Raw genomic sequence first — 23179 nt, 5'->3', positions numbered from 1 at the left:
AGGCGAGTCGAGGAGACCAATTAGCAACTAGCCCGTAGGTGCCAGCGTATCGCCCGTGTAGCTCTTCCAGCTTGGCCGAACGGCGCTCCCCATTGAGAAGACTCAACCCATGCAGAGCATTCACCAACTGCTGCGGCTGCAGTTCACCATTCTCCCATCTGGAAACTCGATTCCGGTCGTTGGCCAGTCTAACTGTTATTGCAAATCGGCGCAGGTCAAGCGGGCGTGCCGGTTCAAGGACAGCCCAATTATTCGTGAGAGCCTTGATGCTACGATGCACTTGCACGGAGGTTTAATCTCTCGAGAAAAGAGGGCCTACAGTGCAGAGAGTAGTGTTTGCAAATTTTGAATTGCCGGGCGAGAGTTGAGATGTCGTTTGCTTTATGCTTCTGGAAAAATATTCGCGGGTGCTCCTTGATTGTGCTGGGGTAATGAATGGCTTATAATTCACTATCTTCTTGGGGAGATAAACTTTAGGCGTATTAATTGAGTTTGATGAATGATTTCTTTAGAAGAAATAAAATCGTTTGGGAAGGCGGTCGATAGCTTCTTGTCGAAAGACCCCAAAGCCATATTTGACCATGTGCGGAATGTTGGTATCGCGGGTGCGATGATTCTTGGTGCAGGGCTGTTGCGTGACATGGTGAAGGCAGAACAGCAACCTACCACCTCATACATTCCAGTCATAATCCTCTTGATTGGTGGCGTTTTACTGTTATTGATGAACTTGATTTATGCTCAGAGGACAATAGTAAAATTTATTTATGGGACGAAAAAGTCCAAGTCATTCATTCAAGAAGTGCGATCTTTGTGGCGCCTGATGAGGTATAGCAAGAAATTAACTCCTGCCAGGAGAACAGTCGTTGCAAAAGGGGTTTTTAGAAAATATTTTTTTGCTAAAATGGGCGCTCAATGGCTTCTTGTTCTGTATTTCATAATTATATCGATGCTGATTATGGTGCAATTCTATTCGTCATCATCTTCGATAGATTCAAAGAAGGCTGAAGAGCTGGCACAGTCTCAACTGATAGGTAAGCTGAGCACGGCTCTATCTGATGTGGTTAAAGAAAACCAAGGCTTAAATGACGAGTTGAAGGCGACGCAGCTAAAGCTCTCATCGCAGACTACTGTCATCTACGAAAGGGATAAGAAAATTGATATTTTGGAGAGTGAGGTTTTAGCTCTCAAAGCACAAGCACAAGCACAAGCACAAGCACAAGCACAAGCACAAGCACAAGCACAAGCACAAGCACAAGCACAAGCACAAGCACAAGCACAAGCACGTCGGCATAATCAGGTAAAAAATCCAGCGAAGTAGACGTAAGCCTTCCTAGTACGGCTGATTGCGACAATGCAGAGAGCGTTGAAAAATGCAACCGTAAATGAAAGCACCAGATGCATGGGGGAGAGGGGAAAATTCAATTCTAGAAAGAATACATGACTACTGCGAAGAAGATCGGCTGTAGTCCAAGCAGGGGGGCGTCTCCTCCACGGCAACTGCTGGCCCCTGCTTCCTGAGTGTGGTGTGGTTACTCTCAAAGCGATCTCAATAGGCTCTCCAGCACCCCGTGCTCCCAGGAGCTGAGCAGAGCAATCGGATCTGTCCCGTATCGATCTCCAGAGTCGAAATGCCAAACCCGCCCGTCCGGGCTTTCGCAGCTCTCGCAGTAGTCCAGTTCATCACAGTCATTGAAAATGGTGATGCGCCAACCTTCGATGTCGATCACGAAAAGGCCGACGAACATCTCGTCCCATCTCTGGTGCCCGGTCTTTCGCATCTGGCTTCGACCGAACACCGCTTCTCGCAGAACCTGAGAAACCTCACGTGCCGTGAGAGAGTTCACACTGCCCTCGCTCATCTCTCTCGTCCTCGATCAAAGCTCTGGGCCGTGGTGCGCCTGGTGAAGCTGTTCAACAGATGTGTACAAATGTTCTCCTCCCCTGGAACTTCCAGACTCTGGATTTTTCCAGTGCTCGGGTGCATCCATGAACAGTTAGGGGTTACCGTGCTTGGTGATGATGAATGACCCTTGACGAGGAGCGCGGCGAGCCGTCGAAAGCGTCTCCGTGCCTAGCTGAAGCTGATTATCGTGGCCACTAGCCGTCTCCTGCATCGTGCATAGGGCAGAGCGTACTTACCCACCTGCCGCCAATTTGCTTGCCAGACGCGCAACACTGCTCGCAGGTCTTCAGTGATATCTGTTCGGCAAGGGCAACAGCACCCATGAGCGAGCAGTCTGCACAAAGCCCCACGCAATCCACGTGCTTATGAGGTATGCCCAAGCGCTAGCAACTAGCAAGGGAAGAGTCCAAAGACCCTTCAGCCGGAGATGGACTGGCCTTTTTTGCGTCGAATCGAAGTCCAGAGGCTTAACGAAAACTGGGGTGGCGAGCAGTAGAGCGTACCTACTCGCATTATGAGCACGAATCACTGACCAAAAATTTTTGACGGAAAACACATTTTTCCCCTGGCTGAGTACCAAAATCTGATCGCCAGGAACTGCACCAGCTTGGGGATCAGCACTCGCGCAAGAGAGAGGACTAGGCGGCGAGGAAGTGAGTTAACAGGGTGGCATGCAGATGCCAAGAAAGACGCTCATTTGATGCTAGACAGAGCAAGCGGAGCGCGCAGCCAGTACGGCGGAGACGCGAGGATGGAAGCCCGTAAGGGCCAAGACGCCGCCATGCGGCGAGCGGCTTGGTTCACGACAGCCGGCCCGAAGGGCGCGCCCAACCTACCCAGGGCGCCCTCACAACACTGGCCTACCTAGAAGAGTTCCCCGTTTGGAGGTGGTGATTCATCGTCTGAATCCTGCTGCTGCCCAGAGCCAAACATTTCATCCTCTGACCAGTTATCCGCAAACAAGAAATTTTCTTCGGTGTAAAACGACATTCCCAGATTACCACTAGCCATAATTTCGGGAGCGTACTTGCGGAACAGCCGCCCACCGAAGAGCAAGTGGCCTACTACACATTCTTCGATCACTTCAACAGTCCAACATTCCAGCTGTACGCCAGAACCGATGTCTTCCCATGCCGTCTTGAGCGCATCATAGTCGAGATCTTCGCATTCAGAGTCATAGACGACGGTGAGCGTACCCTCATGCGCATGTAGAAGCCTGACTGGCGCCATAACGTCACGGACGATTGCTTGCTCGGCCAGATAGATGACCCTGGTATCAGGCTCTCCATCCCACAAGACAGCGAAGTTAAGAAAGCCTACGCGCTGTTCATCCGTTGCGTGGGCACCCAATGACTGCGGGGTGCTAAAAACCGTAAAGCCACCTTCACCGTCTTCGTCATGAGGCTGCTCGTACTCCGTGTACAGAAATCTGGAATAGATCATGGCTGGCCCTCATCGATAGAAGGGAGAAAGCTCAGGCTGTCGTCGGTGTAGTCTTCCAGGTCATTTTCGTCATAGCAGGGGAGCTCATACGGACTGATGCCCAGAGCGGTCGACTCCATGATCTCTTTGACCACAGGCCAGAATGGGTAGTCAGAACGGCCTGAGTAGATCTCGTCTTCGCTCGCGAAAGCTACGGTGTAATGCCGACCCGAATAAAGGTGGGTATCGATTTTCCAAATTGCCTCGATGGCCGGGATGCTGCTGCTAGATACCTTGCTGTCCAGAAAGATATCCAGATCCTGCTCATGGATAGCGATCAGCTTCACCGGAGCCAATGCTCCTCGGAGATAAGCACGCTCCAGGGCCGTGACGAAGCGATGATCGAGGTAGTCGCCGTGCATCACGCAGAACGTCTGTATGGCGGGCTGGGCCATTACCCGGAGATTTTGGTCTTGCCACTGCAGACAGCTGTAGATGACGTAGTCGGGCCCGCCGACCACCGTCACGGGATCACACTCATGGTGGAAGAGAACGGGTGTCGACATACGCATTCCTCCTTGTGATATGAGGAATGAAGACTGGAGGGGAGGAAGGGTCAAGGCGAGTAGGGTAGTTTTTCAAAAAATCCGACGAGATATCAGTATGTTATGCGCATACCGTTACGGGTGGGGAAGCTGTCGAGCTCCCATCTGAGGGCATTGGTGATGGTGCAGTATGGGGGCAAAGGGCCGTCCGTACCTTGCGGGAGCGCAGGGAGGAGGTGCTTGAAGACATGTCTGGCCCATTAATGGATTGAGCAATCAGAAGGATAGATGAGTTCGGCCTAAATGAGGAAGGCAGTGACCATTATGAAGATGATTATCCATTGTAAATGTCTTTTAATAAAGGCTGCTTCTCCACTTCAAGTATGCAGCGAATAAATGGCTAGGGACGATTGTAGGGCGGCCTGGTGATGGCTCTACCAGTGCTCCCTCATGTATTTCACAGAACTCGTAAAAGTGCTCGATAACCATCTGGGCAATCGTCATCCCATCGTTGCGGTCTGTAGTTATTTGATAAGTATCAACCTTGCGGCCATGGAGTTCCTGAAGCATCCGAAGGTCGTCCTTCACAATCGCGTGTTCGTTGCTGAGCTTTAATAATTTGAACCGCAACTCGGTTAGCTCAGCGCTCTCCTTGATGTTACTACCACCATTCCTCAAGAACCACATATCAAGACGTGGACGATAGGTGTTACTCTTGAGAAGGGTGCTAGCCCTACACGTTTTCTTCGTAGAAACCTTTACGCCAAGATTCTTGATATCCAAAAGCGCTTTACGTTCGGCGGATGAAATCGCTTCCGCTAGATGCTTGGCTAGATATGTGATAAATTTGAAATTCGCCTTGCGATCATCGAGCTCACTTAATGCGGTTTCGATAATTTCCAGGCGGTTTTGAATGCGATCCTGCTGCCATCTATAGAAGTTATTTGAGTCCATCATTCACCCCTTAAGTGCTACGCTATCACGTCTGGTTATCTGAATCTTTAGAGGGACGGTATGACAGCAAAGCCTGCGTCCATTGCTTGTCCTCTAGGTTGATCAAACGAACAAATTGATCAAGGTCGATATCCTTGAATTCAAGAGTGGAGCGAAGCATGCCTGCCAGTTTTACAGCGCTGGGAAAGCTGGAGGACATCGTTGCGGCCTCCAGGGTTTTGCCATCGTTAACCATCAGTAAGCGAGTTGCACGGTCTATCTTGTATTCGAAGCTCCGGGAGAGAGACTCTGGATGCGTGCAGGCGCTATTAAGTCGTGAGAGGAAGCCTTCAACCGAGTCTAGTTTGTACTCTGAACGTGATAGTTGATTGAGGACGGCTTCGCCGTCAGTAACCACTAAGTCTCTATCTGTTGAGTCTTCATCCTCGTGCTGCTGCATTTCAATTTTAGCCCACAAAAACTCTTCTACCCACATCCAGCTCATCACATCTTTGGCTGCGCTCTTGATCTCTTCCTGAAGGCGGCTGACTTCTGCAGTAGAAACCTCTTTACTGGCGCTGTGTTGTACAACGACCTCAACGGTGCTGAGGTAGTCCTCGGCCACTTTTTGGCGGTGAGCTTCGATTGCCGGTAGGTTATGAGTCGAAAAAACTGCGAAAGGGCATTGAGAGCATCTCTTCTGCCCTCCGAACTTGATTAATATAGACTCCGGGCAGATGAAGTTGTATGGGCAAATGTGTGTGTAGCAAGCTCCCAGGCGTAGAGACCTATCAGTCGCAATGAGTTTTAAGCCTGTCATTTCGCGAGGGCTTGAAGAGGTTGGGAAAGAGTTCAGCCCAAGCTTCTCTACAGCCGTCGGAAGATGGCCTTGTCGTACTGCTTCTTCAAGATCGTCTCTTGCATCCATCATCGAAAATGATGGGTTGAAAAGATTTGTCAGATACCATGAGGCATCTTTGTTATTGAATGCGCCCTGTAGCTTATTTATAAGCAGGTGATGCCCTTTGTTATATCTGATAATGGTGCTGAGGCTTTGCCCCGTCAGTAGCGAAACTGCCTCGGGAGGCAGATTGGTAGACATGTCGGTTATGAAAGATGCTCGTGCGGCGTGAGGAGTTGCGAACGCACGGAGAGCTATGGGGCAATAATCGCCCTGGTATATATGATTAGTATCTGAGCCCTCTATGACTAACACATTCGAGGGGTTGATTCCGTTTGCCCACTCTTCCCAAGTAAAATATGAGTTTTTTGGCGTTTTTTTAAGCGGAAGATAGCCGATGATAGGCTTTGTTTCTTGTGTATTTTCCTTGAGCCAAATTTGAAAATTAAGGCAGTGAGAGTTCCAAAGGGTGGTGTATTGCCCATCAGTGAAGGGGTCGCCGGTAACGGGGTTGGCCACAAAAAGTGGAAGAATTTTGCCCCAGTGAGATTTAGGCTCATGGTCATAGTACACCTTTTTAGTGAAGCCGCTCACGTTGATGTCGTCAATCATGTATTGACGCCAACGGCGCTGATCGTCAAGAAGCATAAGATTGCCCATTGTCGTCAAAATAATCAGCGGCATCTTGTGGATTTTGTCGGTGTTTAGCCATAGGCTCGTGAGTTGCAAAGAGTCTTTTGACAGGCGGTGTGATACTCGGTCGTATGTATTAGCATCCAGCCATTGCAATGTTTGCCCTCTTACGCCGCACTCTAGCATGAATAAGCTGAAACGGATTGAACCGGGATGGTAGTGGAAGTGGTAATCGTGTTCTACGAAAAAGAAAGTATCCGGATGCAGTCGTCGTATAGGGCTGAATTTTCCATCATGATACATGACTGGAATAAACCCTAGGTCATTGGTGTCTACAAAGGTGTTGTTTTTTCTGGCTTCGTCGACTACTGCCTTTATTGGGTTTGAATGTTCGGAGAAATAGTCGGAAGCTGCGTTAATTGAGTTGTGGTATGCAATGAACTGACGAAGTTGATCGCCAGTGAACACGTTTTTGGTTACATTGGTGTATTTCTTGCTGGCTGGAAGTTTTCGAACAGGTTGTTTGACTCCAGTGCAACCTTCAAGATCGTCTCCAAGCTCCATCAAGTAGCTGAAGAAGCTTCGGAAGTCCGTTTGACTTCCATAGCTTTCAGAGTATCCCATTATGCGGAATAGCTCACAGAGGGATAAAGGCCTGTCCTCGGTGAGGTCGGATTGGCAATCGTAATGCACGCTGCTAGTAAATTTTTCTGGGGTTTCGGGGTATTTAAATTTAGAGAGTGGGTTCTGTAATACCCAGAGTGGCAGATAAATAAACAAGTAGAGGTTAAGCTTTCCAAATGTCGAACGCATTTTTCTTGGTTTTTCAAGTTTCTTGTAGTTTAAATAAGCCTGCTCTGCGGCGAGCCAAGTTCTCATGGCTGTTTTAAATATCTCCCATCCCTGATGGATGTGAATATCTGTTTGGTAGTAATGCAGGTTTTCGTTTGAAAAACTACTAACTCCATGCTTTCGAGATTTTGCAAGTTGTAGGGCTACATCCAGCGGCGAGCTATACCTCTTCAGTGTGTCTATCAATAGCTCTTCACATGTCCCATACATTACGCTAATGGAGTTTTTTAAAGTGAGTGATTGTTCAATCCAGTTTTTTAGTTCCTGTGGAACGCGAGTGGGGAATCTGCTGCATATAAGTTTGAATATTTGTGTTGTGGGTATTGGTATTATTATGTTTCTCTTGCCTCTAATTTGTGCAACTCGTAACTCTTGCACATCGGTTACGCTTATGTCTTCGGGGCGCAATGATGATGACATAAGAAGAACTTTAATGCCGGTCTGCCAGATTCTTTGGGTTTCTGTATAAATTCTCTTCCCATCCCCTGGGTTGTGACTGGAATTTGTTTCCAGATCTAAAAATGGATGAATTGTCTCAGCATAAAATAATTTTTGGGACTCAGGCAGTAGTGTTATTGATCCAGTTGGGCGGGTAAAGTTTTGAGGCAGTAAAATGGAGTTTGTTTTGTGCAGGTAAACAAGTGTAAGTCTGATAATGGTTTTTGTTGGGCCGACATCGGTCTTTGTCAGTGATGAGAAATGAGATCGCTCTATCCTGGTGTATGTGTGATGCTTTTTTGTACTGTCGTAGGCTACATATTCAAAGCAATCGTTTAAAAAGTCTTCAATGGTATTTATATCTTGATGAAGACAAATTGCACAGAATTTATTTAGCGCTGTATGGAAGTTCTTGCTGTTTGCTGTAAATATCTTTACGATAAGTTCAATTGCTGCTTTTGTGTGGCTGATAAGATTTTCGCTATTCATGAGGAGTATGATTTTTTTCGTGAGATTTATCATATTGAAGCCTCGGTTTCTCTCTGTGCTTTTAGCTTGTTTTTAAAAATTTCGAGCCTTTCTTCTAGATATTTCACTTGGTATTCGATGCTTGATTTGATACTGCCGTGTTTTCGCATGTGATTTGCAAGAGAGATTTTTTCCAGCAACAATTCTCGGTCTGCTTTGGCATATTTTTGCAAGCTGCGAATATCGCTATGGCCTGTGAGCAGAATCAATTCGCTATCATTCAGGCCTTGTCCTTGGCTATGCTCAAGGTAGTTTTTAAAAAAATAGATATTGCTATGACGAAGGCTGTGCAGGCCAAGTCTTCTAGCTAAGTGTGGTTGGTCTGGAAGTGCTTTGGCGGCGGCTTGCTTGAACTGATGGAGGATGACGGTGGAGTAGTCACAGAGAAAGAGCGGCTTTCCATGCTTATCGTGAAAGACGAAGTTATGGCCGCAGCTCGGGTTGTATTCATATCGGAGGTAGTCTTCCAACTTTTTGAAGAAAAGCGTCCCATACGGCTCTAGTAATACTGTCAGCTCTGTGCCTCGGCCTTTCCACTCAAGCCTATTCCTATCAATCTCGCTTATCCCGCGATAGGCCTCACTGGGGTGGCTTCGGGTGTTCGGGTTTCTTAGGAGCACTTCTCGTGTTGAAAAATTTATATCCTCCCAGAGGATCTGATCAGCCTCAGAGTCTCGAGCGTTAGTAGCCGCTATTAAGGCGTACAGGCAGGCATTGCGAAAACTGCTCGCATTGTTAATCAGGTCTGTTATTCGATCTAATGGGAAAAATTGATGCTCTTCGAGGGTTTTGGCGAAACTTTCCTCGTAGGGAATATGGCCTGTATAGCTGGCTCTACGTTGTTTTTTGCATGATCCGGCAGTCATTGGAGTAATATGATGCTTCATGGCTGCTTTTTCGTACTTGCTGACCTTGCTCATGGAAGGAGTGATTTTCATCAAGCTATCAATGAGCTGCGATGTTTCAGGCTGGTCTGCAGTTAGGCCATTCTCAATATATTCTTCATAGGTTTGTTGAATATTTTTTAAGTCTTTCAAAAACGGTATGATCTGCATGTGATAGTTGAATGACGAGGAATTCTCAACTTTAGGGGAGGGCTTGGTCTCGCAGACCTTTCGGACGGTCTCGGAGAAGCTGTCTTCACCTGCTGTCAGGTAAGAGTGATACTCGCGAAAAACGGTATTTATAGCCGTCTTTGTTGGTGTGATGTATTTAGATGCGATGTGAAAATAGTCGATGAAGTTGGCGACGCAAGGGCCGGACTTTCTTACGCTTTGCTGGTGGCTGCCTGATTCAATCAAATCTCGGAGATGAATTGAAAGTGGAGTAAACTCTTTTCCGAAATTATCTTGATCGGAACTGCGGAGAACATGGTACCGTTTTCCGAGGTGGATTGATGTCGTGTAAAAGAAGTTAACCAACATTTCCATCTCCCACGAGCATGCGCTCGCCAGTTTTCTGGGGGCGATGTCATAGACTATGTTCGATTTCTCTCCGTACCTTAGATGAGAGGAGTTGATGCTGTCAAGTGTTGGGTTTTATATATATAAGTAAGTTTGGCGGCTTTCTTTTTGGTCGACTTGTCTTTTTATATTGTCAATTTCTCGATATTGGTTTTTTATAAGTGACTGATTTGATTCGAGATTTCTTGTTTTATATTTTTATATGTTTTTGATGCGTCGTAATGTCATGTTTTTTAAGCTTTTTAAGCTTCCTTGACTTGGTTTGATTTGACTATATATATATTGCAGTAGGGCTGGATGGTATCTGCGACACAATAAAGAGTTGCTATTGCCTGGCATGACTTCGCGACGAACGGTCATGTTCGTGGGGCTTGGAATGCTTGAGGCCTGCGCAGATTGACAACGATATCCCTGGCCCCACGACGCTCAGATGATCCGTATGCTTTGAAACCGCCATGTGAGGCGGGGGCCCGATTTAAGCCCAAGCCGATGGGTGGGTTTTTGAGTCGCAAGGCTCCAAGGCGCGGCCAATCAGGCTAGTCAATAGGAGTCTGAACTCCTATTGACGGCGGGCTTTGTTTAATGGAAATTTCATCATTAAATCAATAATATAAAGCTTCAGGTAATGCTGCCGGGGGACGTAGGTACCCCAGATAATGGCTCAATTCCTGCCTGGGACGCCACTCAAAGCCCAAACAAATTACCTTTGCACCAAGCGTGGCAACCGGATCGCCGGTACATCCACGCTTAAAGTTTCCTGTCAGCATGCCGATCACTTGGTCACTGGATACGGGCAATGCATCCGTATCGCCAATGGTTGAAGTTGCTGCCTTCAGCGGCAGTGTGCGTCGCCTTGCGTCCACTTCAATTCATGCCCCGCTGCTGGTCGACGCAGCCCGCGGTGGGCATTGGTCACAATGAGTTCTGAAGGGGCAAGTATGAATTTTTATGTCAACCAGGTGAAAAACAAGCCGGACTACCGGGGCTCGCTGTTCAAGGGCGACATTTTCCTGGAGACCGGCCTTGGCAATGCGCACCAGTTGTGCGCCCTGGCCCGGCAGAGCATCACCGCTGCGTTCGATGGCGAAACCGATCACCAGTCGCTGCACAAGATGATGCCGGTGGAAACCTTCGTCGAGCGTGTCACCGCACTCAAGCGCCAGTTCACCAATGGCCCTGAGGCCAAGGCGCTGATCCGCGATTTCATTCGGGAGATCGGGGCCGACCCGAAGGACTACATCTTCGACGTGCCTCGGGTACGTGTGGTACCCAACTATGACTATCTGCACGCGGGCGTGAGCTACGCCTACAAGCCGCACCGCGATACCTGGTACGGCAGTGTGGAAAGCCAGGTCAACACCTGGATGCCGGTGTACAGCATCGAGCCCGACCAGACCATGATGATCAACCCGGCCTACTTCGACCGTCCTGTGCAGAACAGCTCCGCCCAATGGAGCCTGAACGACTGGATCAATGTGCAACGGCACAAGGCTTCTCAGAACATCACCGAAGAGACCCGCGTGCACCCGGTGCCGTTGGAGGACATCGACACCAGCGCCGAGTTGCGCGTGGCCGCCAACAGCGGCGAGATGCTGATATTCTCCGGTTCCCATTTGCACGGCACCGTGGCCAACTTCACCGACAAGGTGCGCTTCAGCGTGGACTTTCGCCTGATCCACCTGCAAGACCTGCTGCACAAGCGCGGCGCGCCGAACGTCGACAATGGCTGTTCGGATGCAGAGGCCGGCTTCAAAGATTTTTTCAATGCCAGCGACTTTTCGCAATTCCAGGGAGTTAACCCATGACCAAGCGTCGCCTGACTGCTGCCGAGGTCGAGTACAACGAAAAGCGCGCTAGCGTGCTGAGCCGTGTCGATGCCCAATACGTGGCGGATGCGCCGTTCGTGTTTGCCAACCGTATCGCCGTGACCGCCGCGCTGTCGCGCATCGAGCTGTTCAAGATGGTCCAGGACATCCCTGGCGCCATCGTCGAGTGCGGTGTGTACAAAGGCAACTCGCTGATGCTGTACATGCAGCTTTCGATGATCCTGGAACCTTACGCGATCAACCGTTCGATCATCGGTTTCGATACTTTCGGCGGCTTTGCCAGCATCGACGCCGAGCAGGATCCAGCCGACATCAACGAGAGCATGTTCTCCGATACGGACGAGACCCTGATCCAGGACATGATCGAGGCCAACGACCTGATCCGTCCGGTCAACCGTATCCCCCGTTGCGAGATCGTCAAGGGCGACATCCTGGAGACCGTACCGGCTTTCGTGAAAACCCGTCCTGACCTGGTGGTGGCGATGCTGATCCTCGACACCGACCTGTACTCGTCGACCAAGGTCGCCTTGGAGACGTTCCTGCCATACATGCCAAAGGGTGCGATCGTGGTGCTGGATGAAGTCGCCTATCGCAACTTCCCAGGCGAGACTGCCGCTCTGCGTGACGTGCTGGACCTGAACAAAATCGAGCTCAAGCGCCTGCCGTTCGACTCGTCGGTGGGGTACTTCCGCGTCTGATGTGAACCATCGGCATGAGAGGGCACGACCTGGGCGTCGGCCCTTTCATGTGCGGTTCTCCTTGACCGGGATAAAGGCGAGGAGGATCAGACCTCCATCGCTTCCAGGGCCTTCTCGCGGTCCTGTGCGCTCTGCGATGTCGCCACGTCAGCGCCTACCTGGGCCCGCGCTTCACTCAGCGCCTGTTGTTGCACCTTGGCCTGGGTGTTCATCTCGATATCTTCCTTGATCCGCTGGGCGATCTGCTCACCGATCTTCTGCTTCTGCTCCGGCGGCAGGGCTTCGAACTCCTCGACCGTCAGGCCCAGTTCTGCCAGAACCTTCTCCTGCACCTTCTCTTCCGGTGTCTTGGCCATGTACTCACGGAATTCCTGCAGGGCATTGCTGGTGTCCTGCGAGTTGATGCTGGCCTGCTGGCGCGCCGCGATGTCGGGGTTTTGCAGCAGCACCTTGAGTTTGGCGAAGGCCTCTTCGCGGGCATCTTCGGCGTTTTGCTGTGCAGTGTTGCCCTGACTGTTCTGTTGAGCCGAGGTATTGCTGGTGGTTACCGGGGGACGTGTCTGCACGACTTCGGCCAGTGCCTGTTCATTGCTGACTCGCTGCTGTTGGATGTTCGCCTGCCAGCCCAGGCCGTTGGATGTAATGAGCATGTTTCCTCCTTGGAAAGGTATAGGACAGGAGGGGGGGTCGCAAAAGCTGTGCCAGGCGCGAAAAGCGCGAACGTAGAGCGCTTTGGCCATTTCCGGCGGGCATTTGCTCGGAACATGCTTGCCCTTGTGCGGAATGACCTTGCCGCAGGCGGCAAGCACGGGATGAAAAAAGACCCGCGGCGCCTGGGGCGCAGCGGGCCAACATCGGCCGTAGCCGCTTCAGTGTCAGATATGCAGTGCGTGGCCCAAGGCGCGCAGTGCTGCTTCCTGCACCGCCTCGCCCAAGGTCGGATGGGCGTGGATGGTGCCGGCGATATCCTCCAGTCGCGCACCCATTTCCAGTGACTGGGCAAAGGCGGTGGACAGCTCGGAGACCGCCACGCCAACCGCTTGCCAGCCAAGGATCAGATGGTTGTCGCGACGCGCCACCACCCGCACGAATCCGCTTTTCGACTCCAGGCTCATGGCCCGGCCATTGGCGGCGAACGGGAACTGCGCGACGATACAGTCAAGGCCTTGCGCGGTTGCCTGCTTGGGGGTTTTGCCGACCACCACCACTTCCGGGTCGGTGAAACACACCGCCGCAATGGCCGCAGGCTCGAAACGCCGTGCCCTGCCGGCGATGATTTCGGCCACCATCTCACCTTGCGCCATGGCGCGATGGGCAAGCATGGGTTCGCCCGCCACGTCACCGATGGCCCAGACATTGCGCATGCTGGTCTGGCAGCGGTCGTCGACGGCAATGGCCGCGCCGTTCATCTTCAGGTCCAGGCATTCCAGGTTGTAGCCCTGGGTACGGGGACGGCGTCCGACCGCCACCAGCACCCGGTCGGCGTCCAGGCTCAACTGCGCGCCCTGGCTGTCGCGGGCCAGCAGGCAGCCATCGGCATAGCCCTCGACGCTGTGGCCAAGGTGCAGCCGGACACCCAGTTTCTTCAAGGTTTCGGCCACGGGTGCGGTCAGTTCGCTGTCGTAGGTCGGCAGGATGCGCTCGCGTGCCTCGACCACGCTGACCTCGGCGCCCAGCTTGCGGTAGGCGATGCCCAGCTCAAGGCCGATGTAGCCGCCGCCGACCACCACCAGATGCCGGGGCAGGGTCGTGGGCGCCAGGGCTTCGGTGGACGAGATGACGGCACCACCCAGTGGCAGCATCGGCAACTCGACGCTGTTCGAGCCAGTGGCCAGCAACAGGTGTTCACACTGGATGCGCTGGCCGTCGACCTCGACATGCTTGCCGTCGAGGATCTTCGCCCAGCCATGGATCACCTTCACGCCATGCTTCTTCAGCAAGGTCGCCACGCCGGTGGTAAGACGGTCGACGATGCCATCTTTCCACGCCACGCTGCGGCCGATGTCCAGGGTTGGCGAGCTTACGCTGATGCCAAGCGGCGACTGTTCGGTGTGCCGTGTCATCTGATGGAACTGCTCGGCCACGTGGATCAGTGCCTTGGAGGGTATGCAGCCGACGTTCAGACAGGTACCGCCCAGGGCCTGGCCTTCCACCAGCACGGTGGGGATGCCCAGTTGCCCGGCACGGATGGCGGCCACGTAACCGCCAGGGCCGCCGCCAATGATCAGCAGTGTGGTATCGATAGTCTGTTGCATGCTCACTCCACGAACAGGCAGGCGGGTTGCTCAAGCAGGCCGCGCACGGCCTGGATGAACAAAGCGGCATCCATGCCATCGACCACGCGGTGGTCGAACGAGCTGGACAGGTTCATCATCTTGCGCACCACGATCTGGCCGTCGATCACCACGGGCCGCTCGACGATGCGGTTGACCCCGACGATGGCGACTTCCGGGGTGTTGACCACCGGCGTGCTGACGATGCCGCCCAAGGCGCCAAGGCTGGTCAGGGTGATGGTCGAGCCGGACAGCTCCTCGCGGCTGGCCTTGTTGTTGCGGGCAGCGAGGGCCAAGCGCGCGATTTCGCTGGCATTGCCCCACAGGCTGCCGGCCTCGGCGTGACGCAGCACCGGCACCATCAGGCCGTTGTCGCCCTGGGTGGCGATGCCGACGTGCACCGCGCCGTGACGGGTGATGACCTGGACGTCGTCATCGTAGGTGGCGTTGATCTGTGGGAAGTCGCGCAGGGCTACGACCAGCGCACGAACCAGGAATGGCAACAGGGTGAGCTTGCCTCGGCTTTCACCGTGCTTCTGGTTCAGTTGCTGGCGCAGGGCTTCCAGCGCGGTGACGTCGATTTCCTCGACATAGCTGAAGTGCGCCACTCGGCGCTTGGCATCCTGCATGCGCTGGGCAATCTTGCGGCGCAGGCCGATCACCTGCACCTGTTCACTGTCAGTGCGCTTGGCGTAGCCCATCGGCGCTTGTCCGGCGCTGGTCTGCGGTTTGCTCATGAACGCATCGAGGTCTTCGTGCAGGATACGCCCAGCCGGGCCGCTGCCGTGCACGTAACGCAGTTCGATGCCCGCATCCAGCGCCCGCTTGCGTACGGCGGGGGAGGCCAGTGGTTTCTCATTGGCCTGGCGCGGCACGATGGGGGCCGCCGAACAAGCGGCAGTGGGCTGGCTGGCCACCGGCTTTGCGTGCGGTTGCGGCTCAATGGCAGCCGGCGCCGCCACTGTCGGTGTTTCAAGCGCTTTGGGCTGCGGTACATCCACATGGTTGCCGCTGCCTTCCACTTCGATGCGGATCAGCTCGCTGCCGACCGCCATCACTTCCCCAGGCTGACCGCCAAGGGCCAGCACCTTGCCGCTCACTGGTGAGGGAATTTCCACGGTGGCTTTGTCGGTCATGACATCGGCCACCACCTGGTCTTCGGTGATGACATCACCGACCTTGACGAACCACTCGACCAACTCGACCTGTGCGATGCCTTCGCCGATGTCCGGCATCTTGATGACGTGCGTGCCCATTCAGACCTCCATGACCCGTTTCAATGCCGCGCCTACCCGAGAAGGGCCTGGGAAGTAAGCCCATTCCTGTGCATGAGGGTAGGGAGTGTCCCAGCCGGTCACACGCTCGATGGGGGCTTCGAGGTGGTGGAAGCAATGCTCCTGGACCAGCGAAACCAGTTCGGCGCCGAAGCCGCAGGTGCGGGTGGCTTCGTGCACCACCACGCAACGGCCGGTCTTCTTCACCGACTCGACGATGGTCTCAAGGTCCAGCGGCCAGAGGCTGCGCAGGTCGATTACCTCGGCGTCCACGCCGGTTTCCTCGGCGGCTACCTGGGCGACGTAGACGGTGGTGCCGTAGGTCAGCACGGTGACATCGTTGCCCGGGCGGGTGATGGCGGCCTTGTCCAGCGGCACGGTGTAGTAACCGTCCGGCACGGCGCTCTGCGGGTGTTTCGACCAGGGCGTTACCGGGCGTTCGTGGTGGCCATCGAAGGGGCCGTTGTACAGGCGCTTGGGCTCGAGGAAGATCACCGGGTCGTCGCATTCGATCGAAGCGATCAACAAGCCTTTGGCGTCGTAGGGGTTGGACGGCATCACGGTACGCAGGCCGCACACCTGGGTGAACATCGCCTCAGGGCTCTGGCTGTGGGTCTGGCCGCCGTAGATGCCGCCGCCGCAGGGCATGCGCAGGGTCAGCGGGGCGATGAACTCACCGGCGGAACGATAGCGCAGGCGTGCCATTTCCGAGACGATCTGGTCGGAGGCAGGATAGAAGTAGTCGGCGAACTGGATTTCCACCACTGGCCGCAAACCATAGGCGCCCATGCCCACGGCGGTGCCGACGATACCGCTTTCGGAAATCGGTGCGTCGAACACCCGCGACTTGCCGTACTTGTTCTGCAGGCCCTCGGTGCAACGGAACACGCCGCCGAAGTAACCGACGTCCTGGCCGTAGATCACCACGTTGTCATCGCGCTCGAGCATGACATCCATGGCCGAGCGCAGGGCCTGGATCATGGTCATGGTAGTGGTGGCCATGGCGGTTTCCGGTTTGATGCTGTTGTTGTGATCGTTCATCTCAAACCCCCAGTTCCTGGCGTTGGCGGCGCAGGTGATCGGGCATCTCCTTGTACACGTCCTCGAACATCGAGGCGGCGCTTGGAATATGGCCGTTGGCCAGGGTGCCGTATTGTTCGGCTTCCTTCTGCGCGGCCAGGACGGCGGCCTCCAGCTCGGCGGTCACAGCCTGGTGTTCTTCCTCGGACCATTGGCCGATGGCGATCAAGTGCTGTTTCAGGCGCAGGATCGGGTCGCCCAGTGGGAAGTGGCTCCAGTCATCGGCAGGGCGGTACTTGGACGGGTCATCCGAAGTCGAGTGCGGGCCGGCGCGGTAGGTAACCCACTCGATCAGGGTCGGCCCCAAACCACGGCGAGCACGTTCGGCGGCCCACCGCGAGGCGGCGTAAACGGCCAGGAAGTCGTTGCCATCGACGCGCAGCGACGCGATACCGCAGCCTACGCCACGTCCGGCAAAAGTGGTCGACTCGCCACCGGCAATGGCCTGGAAGGTGGAGATCGCCCACTGGTTGTTGACCACATTGAGGATGACCGGCGCACGGTAGACGTGAGCGAAGGTCAAGGCGGTGTGGAAGTCCGACTCGGCGGTGGCGCCATCGCCGATCCAGGCAGAGGCGATCTTGGTGTCGCCCTTGATCGCCGAGGCCATGGCCCAGCCAACGGCCTGGACGAACTGGGTGGCCAGGTTGCCGCTGATGGTGAAGAAGCCAGCTTCGCGCACCGAATACATGATTGGCAGCTGGCGCCCCTTGAGCGGGTCGCGCTCGTTGGACAGCAGTTGGCAGATCATCTCCACCAGCGACACGTCGCGGGCCATCAGAATGCTCTGCTGACGATAGGTGGGGAAGCACATGTCGGTGCGGTTCAGGGCCAGGGCCTGGGCGCTGCCGATGGCTTCCTCGCCCAGGCTCTGCATGTAGAAGGACATCTTCTTCTGGCGCTGGGCGACCACCATGCGGTTGTCGAAGATGCGCGTCTTGAGCATGGCGCGCATGCCTTGACGCAATACCTTCGGATCGATGTCCTCGGCCCATGGACCCAGGGCATTGCCCTGTTCGTCCAGCACACGAATCAGGCTGTAGGACAGGTCTGAGGTGTCGGCAGGTTCGACGTCGATCGGTGGTTTACGGACTTGACCCGCATCGTTCAGACGCAGGTAGGAGAAATCGGTCTGGCAGCCTGGCCGGCCGGTAGGCTCGGGCACATGCAAACGCAGGGGGGCGTACTCGTTCATGCTTTTTACGCTCGCTCGGATGTTGTTTTTGTGAGCTCTGAAGCGGCCGCCGCTGAATACCGGCTTGTGACTGGTAAGTCAGCGTCATTTACATCTTAGAGGCACGGCGGAAGAATTTTTCTCTCAAGTTGATTGCCTTTGCAGTGCGGGGAAGATAAACATTCCGCATAAACACAAAAAACCGGTGAATTTGTCTCATGCGCAAACTCGATCGTACGGATATCGGCATTCTCAACAGCCTTCAGGAAAACGCTCGCATCACCAACGCCGAGCTTGCGCGCTCGGTGAACCTCTCGCCCACGCCCTGTTTCAACCGGGTCAAGGCCATGGAAGAGCTGGGCGTGATTCGTCAGCAGGTGACGTTACTGGCGCCTGAAGTGCTTGGTCTGGATGTGAACGTGTTCATCCATGTCAGCCTGGAGAAGCAGGTGGAGCAATCGCTGCATCGCTTCGAAGAGGAGATTGCCGAGCGGCCGGAAGTGATGGAGTGCTACCTGATGACGGGAGATCCCGACTATCTACTGCGGGTCTTGTTGCCGAGCATCCAGGCGCTGGAGCGGTTTCTCGATTACCTGACCCGTTTACCGGGGGTGGCGAATATTCGTTCCAGCTTCGCGTTGAAGCAGGTGCGATACAAGACCGCATTGCCGTTGCCGGCCAACGGGATGACGTTGCGGGAATAGGGCGCCTGTAATGGGATAGACGCCGGCTTGCCGGCGATGACTGTGGCAGGCAAGCACCTTGCCGTAGGTGCTTGATATTTTAAACACCCCCAGCCTAATGTTGTTTCAGCTGATAACAACAAGGACCGCGTCATGACCACCGCCAGCCCGCGCTCGCTCGCCGAGCGCCTAAAGGGCATCGACCAGATCGAATGCGTCACCCCCGACCTCAACGGCGTTCCGCGCGGCAAGGTGATGACCGCCGAAGGTTTTCTCGAAGGCCGGCGCCTGCAGATGGCGCGCGGAGTCCTGCTGCAATGCATCATGGGGGGGTATCCTCCGGCGAAGTTCTACGGAAGCGACGACGGTGACCTGGCCCTTGCTGCAGACCCGGCTCACATTTATCGTCTGCCTTGGAGCGACGGGGGGCTGGCCTTGGCGATTTGCGACGCCAACGAGCTGAGTGGCAATCCGTCAGGCTTGTCCACGCGCGGTCTGCTAAAAGCAGTCATCGCCCGATACGCTAGCCTGGGCCTGGCGCCGGTAGTGGCGACCGAGCTTGAGTTCTTCGTCTTCGCCGCCAACAGTGACCCGGTTCAGCCCTTCTTGCCGCCGCTTGGCAAGGATGGCCGCCGCGAACTTGGTCACTCGGCGTTCAGCGTCAGCTCCAACCACGGTCTTCGGCCTTTCTTCGCCGAGGTGTACCAGTGCATGGCGGCCATGGGCCTGCCGCGTGACACCTTCATGCACGAGATGGGCGTCAGCCAGTTCGAGATCAACCTGTTGCACGGTGATCCGCTGTTGCTGGCTGACCAGACCTTCCTGTTCAAGCACTTGCTCAAGGAAGTGGCGCTCAAGCATGGCCTGACCGTGGTCTGCATGGCCAAGCCACTGGCCAGGACGCCTGGTAGCTCGATGCACATCCACCAGAGCCTGGTGCAGATCGACACAGGGCGCACTGTGTTCAGCGATGACCAGGGCCAGGCGACCGAAACCTTCTACCACTTCATCGGTGGCTTGCAGGCCTGCCTGGCCGACTTCACCGCGTTGTTCGCGCCCAACGTCAATTCCTATCAGCGCCTGTGCCACCCGTATGCCTCGCCGAACAACGCCTGCTGGTCGCAGGACAACCGCGCCGCGGGCTTGCGCATTCCCGCCAGCGCGCCGGCGGCGCGGCGGGTCGAGAACCGTCTACCAGGTGCGGATGCCAACCCTTACCTGGCTATTGCCGCCAGTCTTGCGGCGGGCCTGCACGGTATCGAGCAGCGCCTGCAGCCGACGCCGGCCATCCAGGGCGAGTTCGAGGTGCCGGAACACCTGAGTCTGCCCTGCACGCTGCACGCTGCGTTGGAGCGCCTCCAGCGCAGTGGCCTGGCGCGGGAGCTGTTCGGGGATGAGTTCATCGAGGGTTACCTGGCCACCAAGACGATGGAGCTGACGGATTTCTTCGATGAGATCACGCCTTGGGAGCGGCGAGTGCTGGCGACACAGGCCTGAACGCGACACAAGCACGACTGGATGCGCCTTTGACCAGGTATTTCACCTTCAAGGGCCTGCGCCGTGGCCGATTTACTTTTATGCTTGCCTGCAACCAACGCCACCTGACCAGGGAGCTAGACGGGACGTATGCGTAACATCTGGAAGCCGTTTCAGTCGCTGTATTTCGCGGCCTTGATGATGCTGATCGGCTCAGGCCTGCTCAGTACCTACCTGGCCCTGCGCCTGGCGGCCGATCATGTCGACAGCCTGTGGGTGGGTGCGCTGATGGCGGCCAACTATTTTGGCCTGGCGGTGGGCGGCAAGGTCGGTCACCGACTGATCGGCAGGGTGGGGCACATTCGTGCCTACGCGACCTGTGCCGGAATCGTAGGTGCGGCGGTATTGGGCCACGGCCTGACCAATTGGCTGCCGGTCTGGGTCGGGCTGAGGATGATCGTCGGCCTGGGCATGATGTGCCAGTACATGGTGATCGAAAGCTGGCTCAACGAGCAGGCGGATGCCAAGCATCGTGGTGCGGTGTTCAGTGGCTACATGATCGCCTCGTACCTGGGGTTGGTACTCGGTCAGTTGATCCTGGTGGTGCACCCGCAGTTGGGGCCTGAGCTGCTGATGCTGGTCGCCATGTGCTTTGCCCTGTGCCTGGTTCCGGTTGCCATGACCCGGCGGATTCACCCGGCGCCGCTGCGCCCGGCACCGATGGAGCCGAAGTTCTTCATCAAGCGGGTACCGCAGTCGCTGAGCACGGTGTTGGGTTCGGGCCTGATCGTCGGTTCGTTCTACGGCCTGGCGCCGCTGTATGCCTCCAGCCAAGGGCTGTCTACCGAACAGATCGGTCTGTTCATGGGTAGCTGCATCTTTGCCGGCCTGCTGGTGCAGTGGCCGTTGGGCTGGCTATCAGATCGCTACGATCGCGCGGTGCTGATCCGCAGCGTCGCCGTGGGGCTGGCGCTGGCTTCGGCACCTTTGGCCTTCCTGCCCAGTGTGCCGCTGGAGTTGCTGTTCGGCATTGGCTTCGTGATTTCTCTGTTGCAGTTCTGCCTGTATCCGTTGGCAGTGGCATTCTCCAATGACCACGTCGAAAGCGAGCGACGGGTTTCATTGACCGCCATGCTGCTGGTCACCTACGGCGTGGGTGCGTGCATAGGGCCCTTGGCAGCGGGGGTGCTCATGAAGGTGCTGGGCGCGCAAATGCTGTACGCCTTCTTCGTGTTCTTCGCGTTGGTACTGGTATGGCGGATCCGACCGAAAGCGGTTACCGGTCTGCATCAGGTGCAGGACGCGCCGCTGGGTCACGTGGCGATGCCGGCGGCGGGCTCGCCGCTGTCGGCGGCACTTGACCCGCGGGTTGACGAACAGACCGTGCAGGACATGATGCAGGCGCCGGTAGCGGCGGAGGATACCGAGGAAGATCAGGCGCCAAGGGCCAATGGCGTCAAGCCTGAGGCAGAGGTGGACCGTTCGGTTTGACGCGGTGAGCAATCCGCAGTGGCCGGTGGGGCCATCGCGGATCGCCTCAGGCAACCGTGATGTTACGCAGTTGGAATCTCAATATCTCGCCGTCCATGTTCCCGGCGTTGAGAAACCAGTGATGCAAATGCGGTTTGTTCCTCGTGTAGACGCTTTTGATGTGTGCCACCCTGTAGCCGTCCTTGTCGCGTAGGTAGAACTCGATGTTCTCGGCGCTCTGGATGTCGCCATCCCATGGCTGTAGCGTTTCGATTTTCCAGATCGTCTGGCGGGTGGGCAGCAGGTTCACAGGATTCAGCGCGTCGATGATCCTTCCTGCCACGTGCGTCCCGTACAGGCCAAGCCAGCCGTTCTTGTTCTGTTGGAGCCTCGCACCTCGATACTCCCAGGTGTCCGCGCACTGGATGCGGTAAAGGGTGCGGTCATGTTTTTCCTCGATGAACACGAATTCGAACGTGATCGGCCTGAAGCTCAGCGTTGCGCCTCGATAATCTTCGGTGCACAGCCAGCCGTCCTGGTCGGCGGCGTAAAGCGGGTGCGCTGCCAGCGGTGTTTCGACAACGCCTACCCGGCCGTGCTGGCAATGTAATTCGGCGGTAAATGTGCGATGCAGCATCGTGTGTCCTCGGCTCGAAGCGTTCTTGGCGCGGTGCGGGACACACTAAACGGTCGGGCTTTGGCCGGTAACCTGGAAACGCTGCAGCAAAGGGGAGCTGCTTGTTAGGCTGCAAGTCATCCGGGCGGAAAAACGAAAACGCCACCCATTGGGTGGCGTTCGCGGAGGAGGCGAGCGATCAATAATCGTCTTTGTCGAACCGGCGCGCTTCACGCTGCAGCTGGTAAACGAAACTTTCGATCTTGCGTTGCGCCTGGCCGTTCAGGTTATGGAAGCGCACGCCCGCGAAAGTGGTGTTGATCCGCTCTTCGAAGTGCAGGTGGCGCAGCTCGACCATGGTATCCACCAGGCCCAGGGGGTTGCCGGACTTGAACCGTTCGTACACTTGGCCCAGCTGCAGGCGCTCGGAAACGTCGCCTTCAAAACGCAGTTTGCAGCCGGTGGCCGAAATATCCAGCAGTTTGCCACGCAGGGCACCGTTACCCTTGAGGTGGGTGCCGTCAAGGATGACGTCGACCAGTTGCGAGAGCTTCAGCGCAGCGCGAAAGGCATTGCGACGCTGGTGGTAGGTCATCTCCCTCGGCAGGCCGCCACGGTAGCAGCGGTGACCATCGACTTCGCTGATTCGCAGCTGATCGTTGCATTCCCAGGCGATGCGCACGCCATCGTGGAAGCCTTCGACGCGGAAGGGTTCGCCGTTCTCGATGAATTTTTCGCCATCGCGCGGGATCATTTCATCCAGGGCCAGGACATCGCTATCGCGGTCCACTTGCACCACGTAACTCTGGAACCGCTGGCTACGCTCATGGAAGGTGATGATCAGAGGATCGTGGCTTTCCTGCAACTGGCGTAGGTTGGCCGCGATCTCCAAAGGCGTGGTCAGCACCTTTGGTGGCTGCGGAGCGTCGGTTTCATTGAACACGGGTTATCAATCTCCAGGCAAAAACGGCACACGCAAGTTACGGCATTT

The 23179-nt window shown here is 55.4% G+C and carries 19 protein-coding genes; 6 read left to right on the top strand and 13 right to left on the bottom strand.

Annotation, left to right across the window (positions count from 1 at the left end):
• The first annotated feature begins 499 nt into the window (after nucleotides 1-499).
• A complete protein-coding gene (locus VXM67_RS19420) occupies nucleotides 500-1318 on the top strand; it encodes a hypothetical protein (RefSeq protein ID WP_367237305.1) in 819 nt (272 codons plus the stop codon).
• A 217-nt stretch (nucleotides 1319-1535) separates the two neighbouring features.
• Here the strand turns inward: VXM67_RS19420 and VXM67_RS19415 are convergent, their stop codons facing one another.
• The 6 genes from VXM67_RS19415 to VXM67_RS19390 form a co-directional block, all read right to left on the bottom strand.
• Entirely contained in the window at nucleotides 1536-1859 is a 324-nt protein-coding gene (locus VXM67_RS19415; RefSeq protein WP_367237304.1) for a hypothetical protein, read from the bottom strand.
• Nucleotides 1860-2767: 908 nt separating this feature from the next.
• A complete protein-coding gene (locus VXM67_RS19410) occupies nucleotides 2768-3346 on the bottom strand; it encodes a hypothetical protein (RefSeq protein ID WP_367237303.1) in 579 nt (192 codons plus the stop codon).
• Nucleotides 3343-3891: a hypothetical protein gene (locus VXM67_RS19405; protein ID WP_367237302.1), complete on the bottom strand. Its 549-nt coding sequence runs from the start codon at nucleotides 3889-3891 to the stop codon at nucleotides 3343-3345. The genes VXM67_RS19410 and VXM67_RS19405 overlap by 4 nt, the downstream gene beginning before the upstream one ends.
• 333 nt (nucleotides 3892-4224) lie before the next feature.
• Nucleotides 4225-4824, bottom strand: a complete 600-nt coding sequence (locus tag VXM67_RS19400) for a hypothetical protein (RefSeq protein ID WP_367237301.1) — start codon at nucleotides 4822-4824, stop codon at nucleotides 4225-4227.
• Nucleotides 4825-4849: 25 nt separating this feature from the next.
• Complete coding sequence (locus VXM67_RS19395; protein ID WP_367237300.1) at nucleotides 4850-8116, bottom strand: hypothetical protein; 3267 nt, start codon at nucleotides 8114-8116, stop codon at nucleotides 4850-4852.
• A gap of 29 nt (nucleotides 8117-8145) precedes the next feature.
• A complete protein-coding gene (locus tag VXM67_RS19390) occupies nucleotides 8146-9579 on the bottom strand; it encodes a tyrosine-type recombinase/integrase (RefSeq protein ID WP_367237299.1) in 1434 nt (477 codons plus the stop codon).
• 977 nt (nucleotides 9580-10556) lie between these two features.
• On the opposite strand from VXM67_RS19390, the gene VXM67_RS19385 reads away from it, so the two are divergent.
• Both VXM67_RS19385 and VXM67_RS19380 read left to right on the top strand, forming a co-directional pair.
• The gene (locus tag VXM67_RS19385; RefSeq protein WP_023381583.1) at nucleotides 10557-11423 is read left to right on the top strand and encodes a hypothetical protein; all 867 of its coding nucleotides are present in this window, start codon (nucleotides 10557-10559) and stop codon (nucleotides 11421-11423) included.
• Nucleotides 11420-12142 (top strand): TylF/MycF/NovP-related O-methyltransferase, encoded by a 723-nt coding sequence (locus VXM67_RS19380; RefSeq protein WP_012315576.1) that lies wholly within the window; start codon nucleotides 11420-11422, stop codon nucleotides 12140-12142. Before VXM67_RS19385 ends, VXM67_RS19380 begins: the two co-directional genes overlap by 4 nt.
• Before the next feature lie 86 nt (nucleotides 12143-12228).
• On the opposite strand, the gene VXM67_RS19375 is transcribed toward VXM67_RS19380, so the two are convergent.
• From VXM67_RS19375 to VXM67_RS19355, 5 genes are all read right to left on the bottom strand, one after another.
• A complete protein-coding gene (locus tag VXM67_RS19375; protein ID WP_023381582.1) occupies nucleotides 12229-12792 on the bottom strand; it encodes a hypothetical protein in 564 nt (187 codons plus the stop codon).
• A 225-nt stretch (nucleotides 12793-13017) separates the two neighbouring features.
• Nucleotides 13018-14397 carry a dihydrolipoyl dehydrogenase gene (gene lpdA, locus VXM67_RS19370; protein WP_027908225.1) on the bottom strand — a complete coding sequence of 460 codons (1380 nt, stop codon included), beginning with the start codon at nucleotides 14395-14397 and terminating at the stop codon, nucleotides 13018-13020.
• Nucleotides 14398-14399: 2 nt separating this feature from the next.
• On the bottom strand, nucleotides 14400-15671 hold the full coding sequence (locus VXM67_RS19365; protein ID WP_367237297.1) for a dihydrolipoamide acetyltransferase family protein: 1272 nt from the start codon (nucleotides 15669-15671) through the stop codon (nucleotides 14400-14402).
• Nucleotides 15672-16730 (bottom strand): alpha-ketoacid dehydrogenase subunit beta, encoded by a 1059-nt coding sequence (locus tag VXM67_RS19360; RefSeq protein WP_023381579.1) that lies wholly within the window; start codon nucleotides 16728-16730, stop codon nucleotides 15672-15674.
• A 1-nt stretch (nucleotide 16731) separates the two neighbouring features.
• Nucleotides 16732-17964, bottom strand: a complete 1233-nt coding sequence (locus tag VXM67_RS19355) for a 3-methyl-2-oxobutanoate dehydrogenase (2-methylpropanoyl-transferring) subunit alpha (protein ID WP_023381578.1) — start codon at nucleotides 17962-17964, stop codon at nucleotides 16732-16734.
• A gap of 197 nt (nucleotides 17965-18161) precedes the next feature.
• Here VXM67_RS19355 and bkdR point away from each other — a divergent pair, with 197 nt between their 5' ends.
• The 3 genes from bkdR (at nucleotide 18162) to VXM67_RS19340 (ending at nucleotide 21593) form a co-directional block, all read left to right on the top strand.
• Nucleotides 18162-18647 carry a Bkd operon transcriptional regulator BkdR gene (gene bkdR, locus VXM67_RS19350; RefSeq protein ID WP_023381577.1) on the top strand — a complete coding sequence of 162 codons (486 nt, stop codon included), beginning with the start codon at nucleotides 18162-18164 and terminating at the stop codon, nucleotides 18645-18647.
• Nucleotides 18648-18881: 234 nt separating this feature from the next.
• A complete protein-coding gene (locus VXM67_RS19345; RefSeq protein ID WP_177325265.1) occupies nucleotides 18882-20123 on the top strand; it encodes a glutamine synthetase family protein in 1242 nt (413 codons plus the stop codon).
• A 129-nt stretch (nucleotides 20124-20252) separates the two neighbouring features.
• Entirely contained in the window at nucleotides 20253-21593 is a 1341-nt protein-coding gene (locus tag VXM67_RS19340; protein ID WP_023381575.1) for an MFS transporter, read from the top strand.
• A 46-nt stretch (nucleotides 21594-21639) separates the two neighbouring features.
• Here VXM67_RS19340 and VXM67_RS19335 read toward each other — a convergent pair whose 3' ends face one another.
• The gene (locus VXM67_RS19335; protein ID WP_023381574.1) at nucleotides 21640-22209 is read right to left on the bottom strand and encodes a hypothetical protein; all 570 of its coding nucleotides are present in this window, start codon (nucleotides 22207-22209) and stop codon (nucleotides 21640-21642) included.
• A 178-nt stretch (nucleotides 22210-22387) separates the two neighbouring features.
• The gene (locus VXM67_RS19330; protein ID WP_023381573.1) at nucleotides 22388-23131 is read right to left on the bottom strand and encodes a flagellar brake protein; all 744 of its coding nucleotides are present in this window, start codon (nucleotides 23129-23131) and stop codon (nucleotides 22388-22390) included.
• Nucleotides 23132-23179 lie beyond the last annotated feature (48 nt).

The organism is Pseudomonas sp. Rh2 (assembly GCF_040762985.1).
Lineage (GTDB): Bacteria > Pseudomonadota > Gammaproteobacteria > Pseudomonadales > Pseudomonadaceae > Aquipseudomonas > Aquipseudomonas taiwanensis.
This window is presented reverse-complemented; position numbering and strand designations above follow the sequence as displayed.

What these genes read in the sequence shown, in the direction of transcription:
- VXM67_RS19420 (WP_367237305.1), top strand. Translation starts at nt 500, where the DNA reads ATGATTTCTTTAGAAGAAATAAAATCGTTTGGGAAGGCGGTCGATAGC.
- VXM67_RS19415 (WP_367237304.1), bottom strand. Translation starts at nt 1,859, where the DNA reads ATGAGCGAGGGCAGTGTGAACTCTCTCACGGCACGTGAGGTTTCTCAG.
- VXM67_RS19410 (WP_367237303.1), bottom strand. Translation starts at nt 3,346, where the DNA reads ATGATCTATTCCAGATTTCTGTACACGGAGTACGAGCAGCCTCATGAC.
- VXM67_RS19405 (WP_367237302.1), bottom strand. Translation starts at nt 3,891, where the DNA reads ATGTCGACACCCGTTCTCTTCCACCATGAGTGTGATCCCGTGACGGTG.
- VXM67_RS19400 (WP_367237301.1), bottom strand. Translation starts at nt 4,824, where the DNA reads ATGGACTCAAATAACTTCTATAGATGGCAGCAGGATCGCATTCAAAAC.
- VXM67_RS19395 (WP_367237300.1), bottom strand. Translation starts at nt 8,116, where the DNA reads ATGAATAGCGAAAATCTTATCAGCCACACAAAAGCAGCAATTGAACTT.
- VXM67_RS19390 (WP_367237299.1), bottom strand. Translation starts at nt 9,579, where the DNA reads ATGTTGGTTAACTTCTTTTACACGACATCAATCCACCTCGGAAAACGG.
- VXM67_RS19385 (WP_023381583.1), top strand. Translation starts at nt 10,557, where the DNA reads ATGAATTTTTATGTCAACCAGGTGAAAAACAAGCCGGACTACCGGGGC.
- VXM67_RS19380 (WP_012315576.1), top strand. Translation starts at nt 11,420, where the DNA reads ATGACCAAGCGTCGCCTGACTGCTGCCGAGGTCGAGTACAACGAAAAG.
- VXM67_RS19375 (WP_023381582.1), bottom strand. Translation starts at nt 12,792, where the DNA reads ATGCTCATTACATCCAACGGCCTGGGCTGGCAGGCGAACATCCAACAG.
- lpdA (WP_027908225.1), bottom strand. Translation starts at nt 14,397, where the DNA reads ATGCAACAGACTATCGATACCACACTGCTGATCATTGGCGGCGGCCCT.
- VXM67_RS19365 (WP_367237297.1), bottom strand. Translation starts at nt 15,671, where the DNA reads ATGGGCACGCACGTCATCAAGATGCCGGACATCGGCGAAGGCATCGCA.
- VXM67_RS19360 (WP_023381579.1), bottom strand. Translation starts at nt 16,730, where the DNA reads ATGAACGATCACAACAACAGCATCAAACCGGAAACCGCCATGGCCACC.
- VXM67_RS19355 (WP_023381578.1), bottom strand. Translation starts at nt 17,964, where the DNA reads ATGAACGAGTACGCCCCCCTGCGTTTGCATGTGCCCGAGCCTACCGGC.
- bkdR (WP_023381577.1), top strand. Translation starts at nt 18,162, where the DNA reads ATGCGCAAACTCGATCGTACGGATATCGGCATTCTCAACAGCCTTCAG.
- VXM67_RS19345 (WP_177325265.1), top strand. Translation starts at nt 18,882, where the DNA reads ATGACCGCCGAAGGTTTTCTCGAAGGCCGGCGCCTGCAGATGGCGCGC.
- VXM67_RS19340 (WP_023381575.1), top strand. Translation starts at nt 20,253, where the DNA reads ATGCGTAACATCTGGAAGCCGTTTCAGTCGCTGTATTTCGCGGCCTTG.
- VXM67_RS19335 (WP_023381574.1), bottom strand. Translation starts at nt 22,209, where the DNA reads ATGCTGCATCGCACATTTACCGCCGAATTACATTGCCAGCACGGCCGG.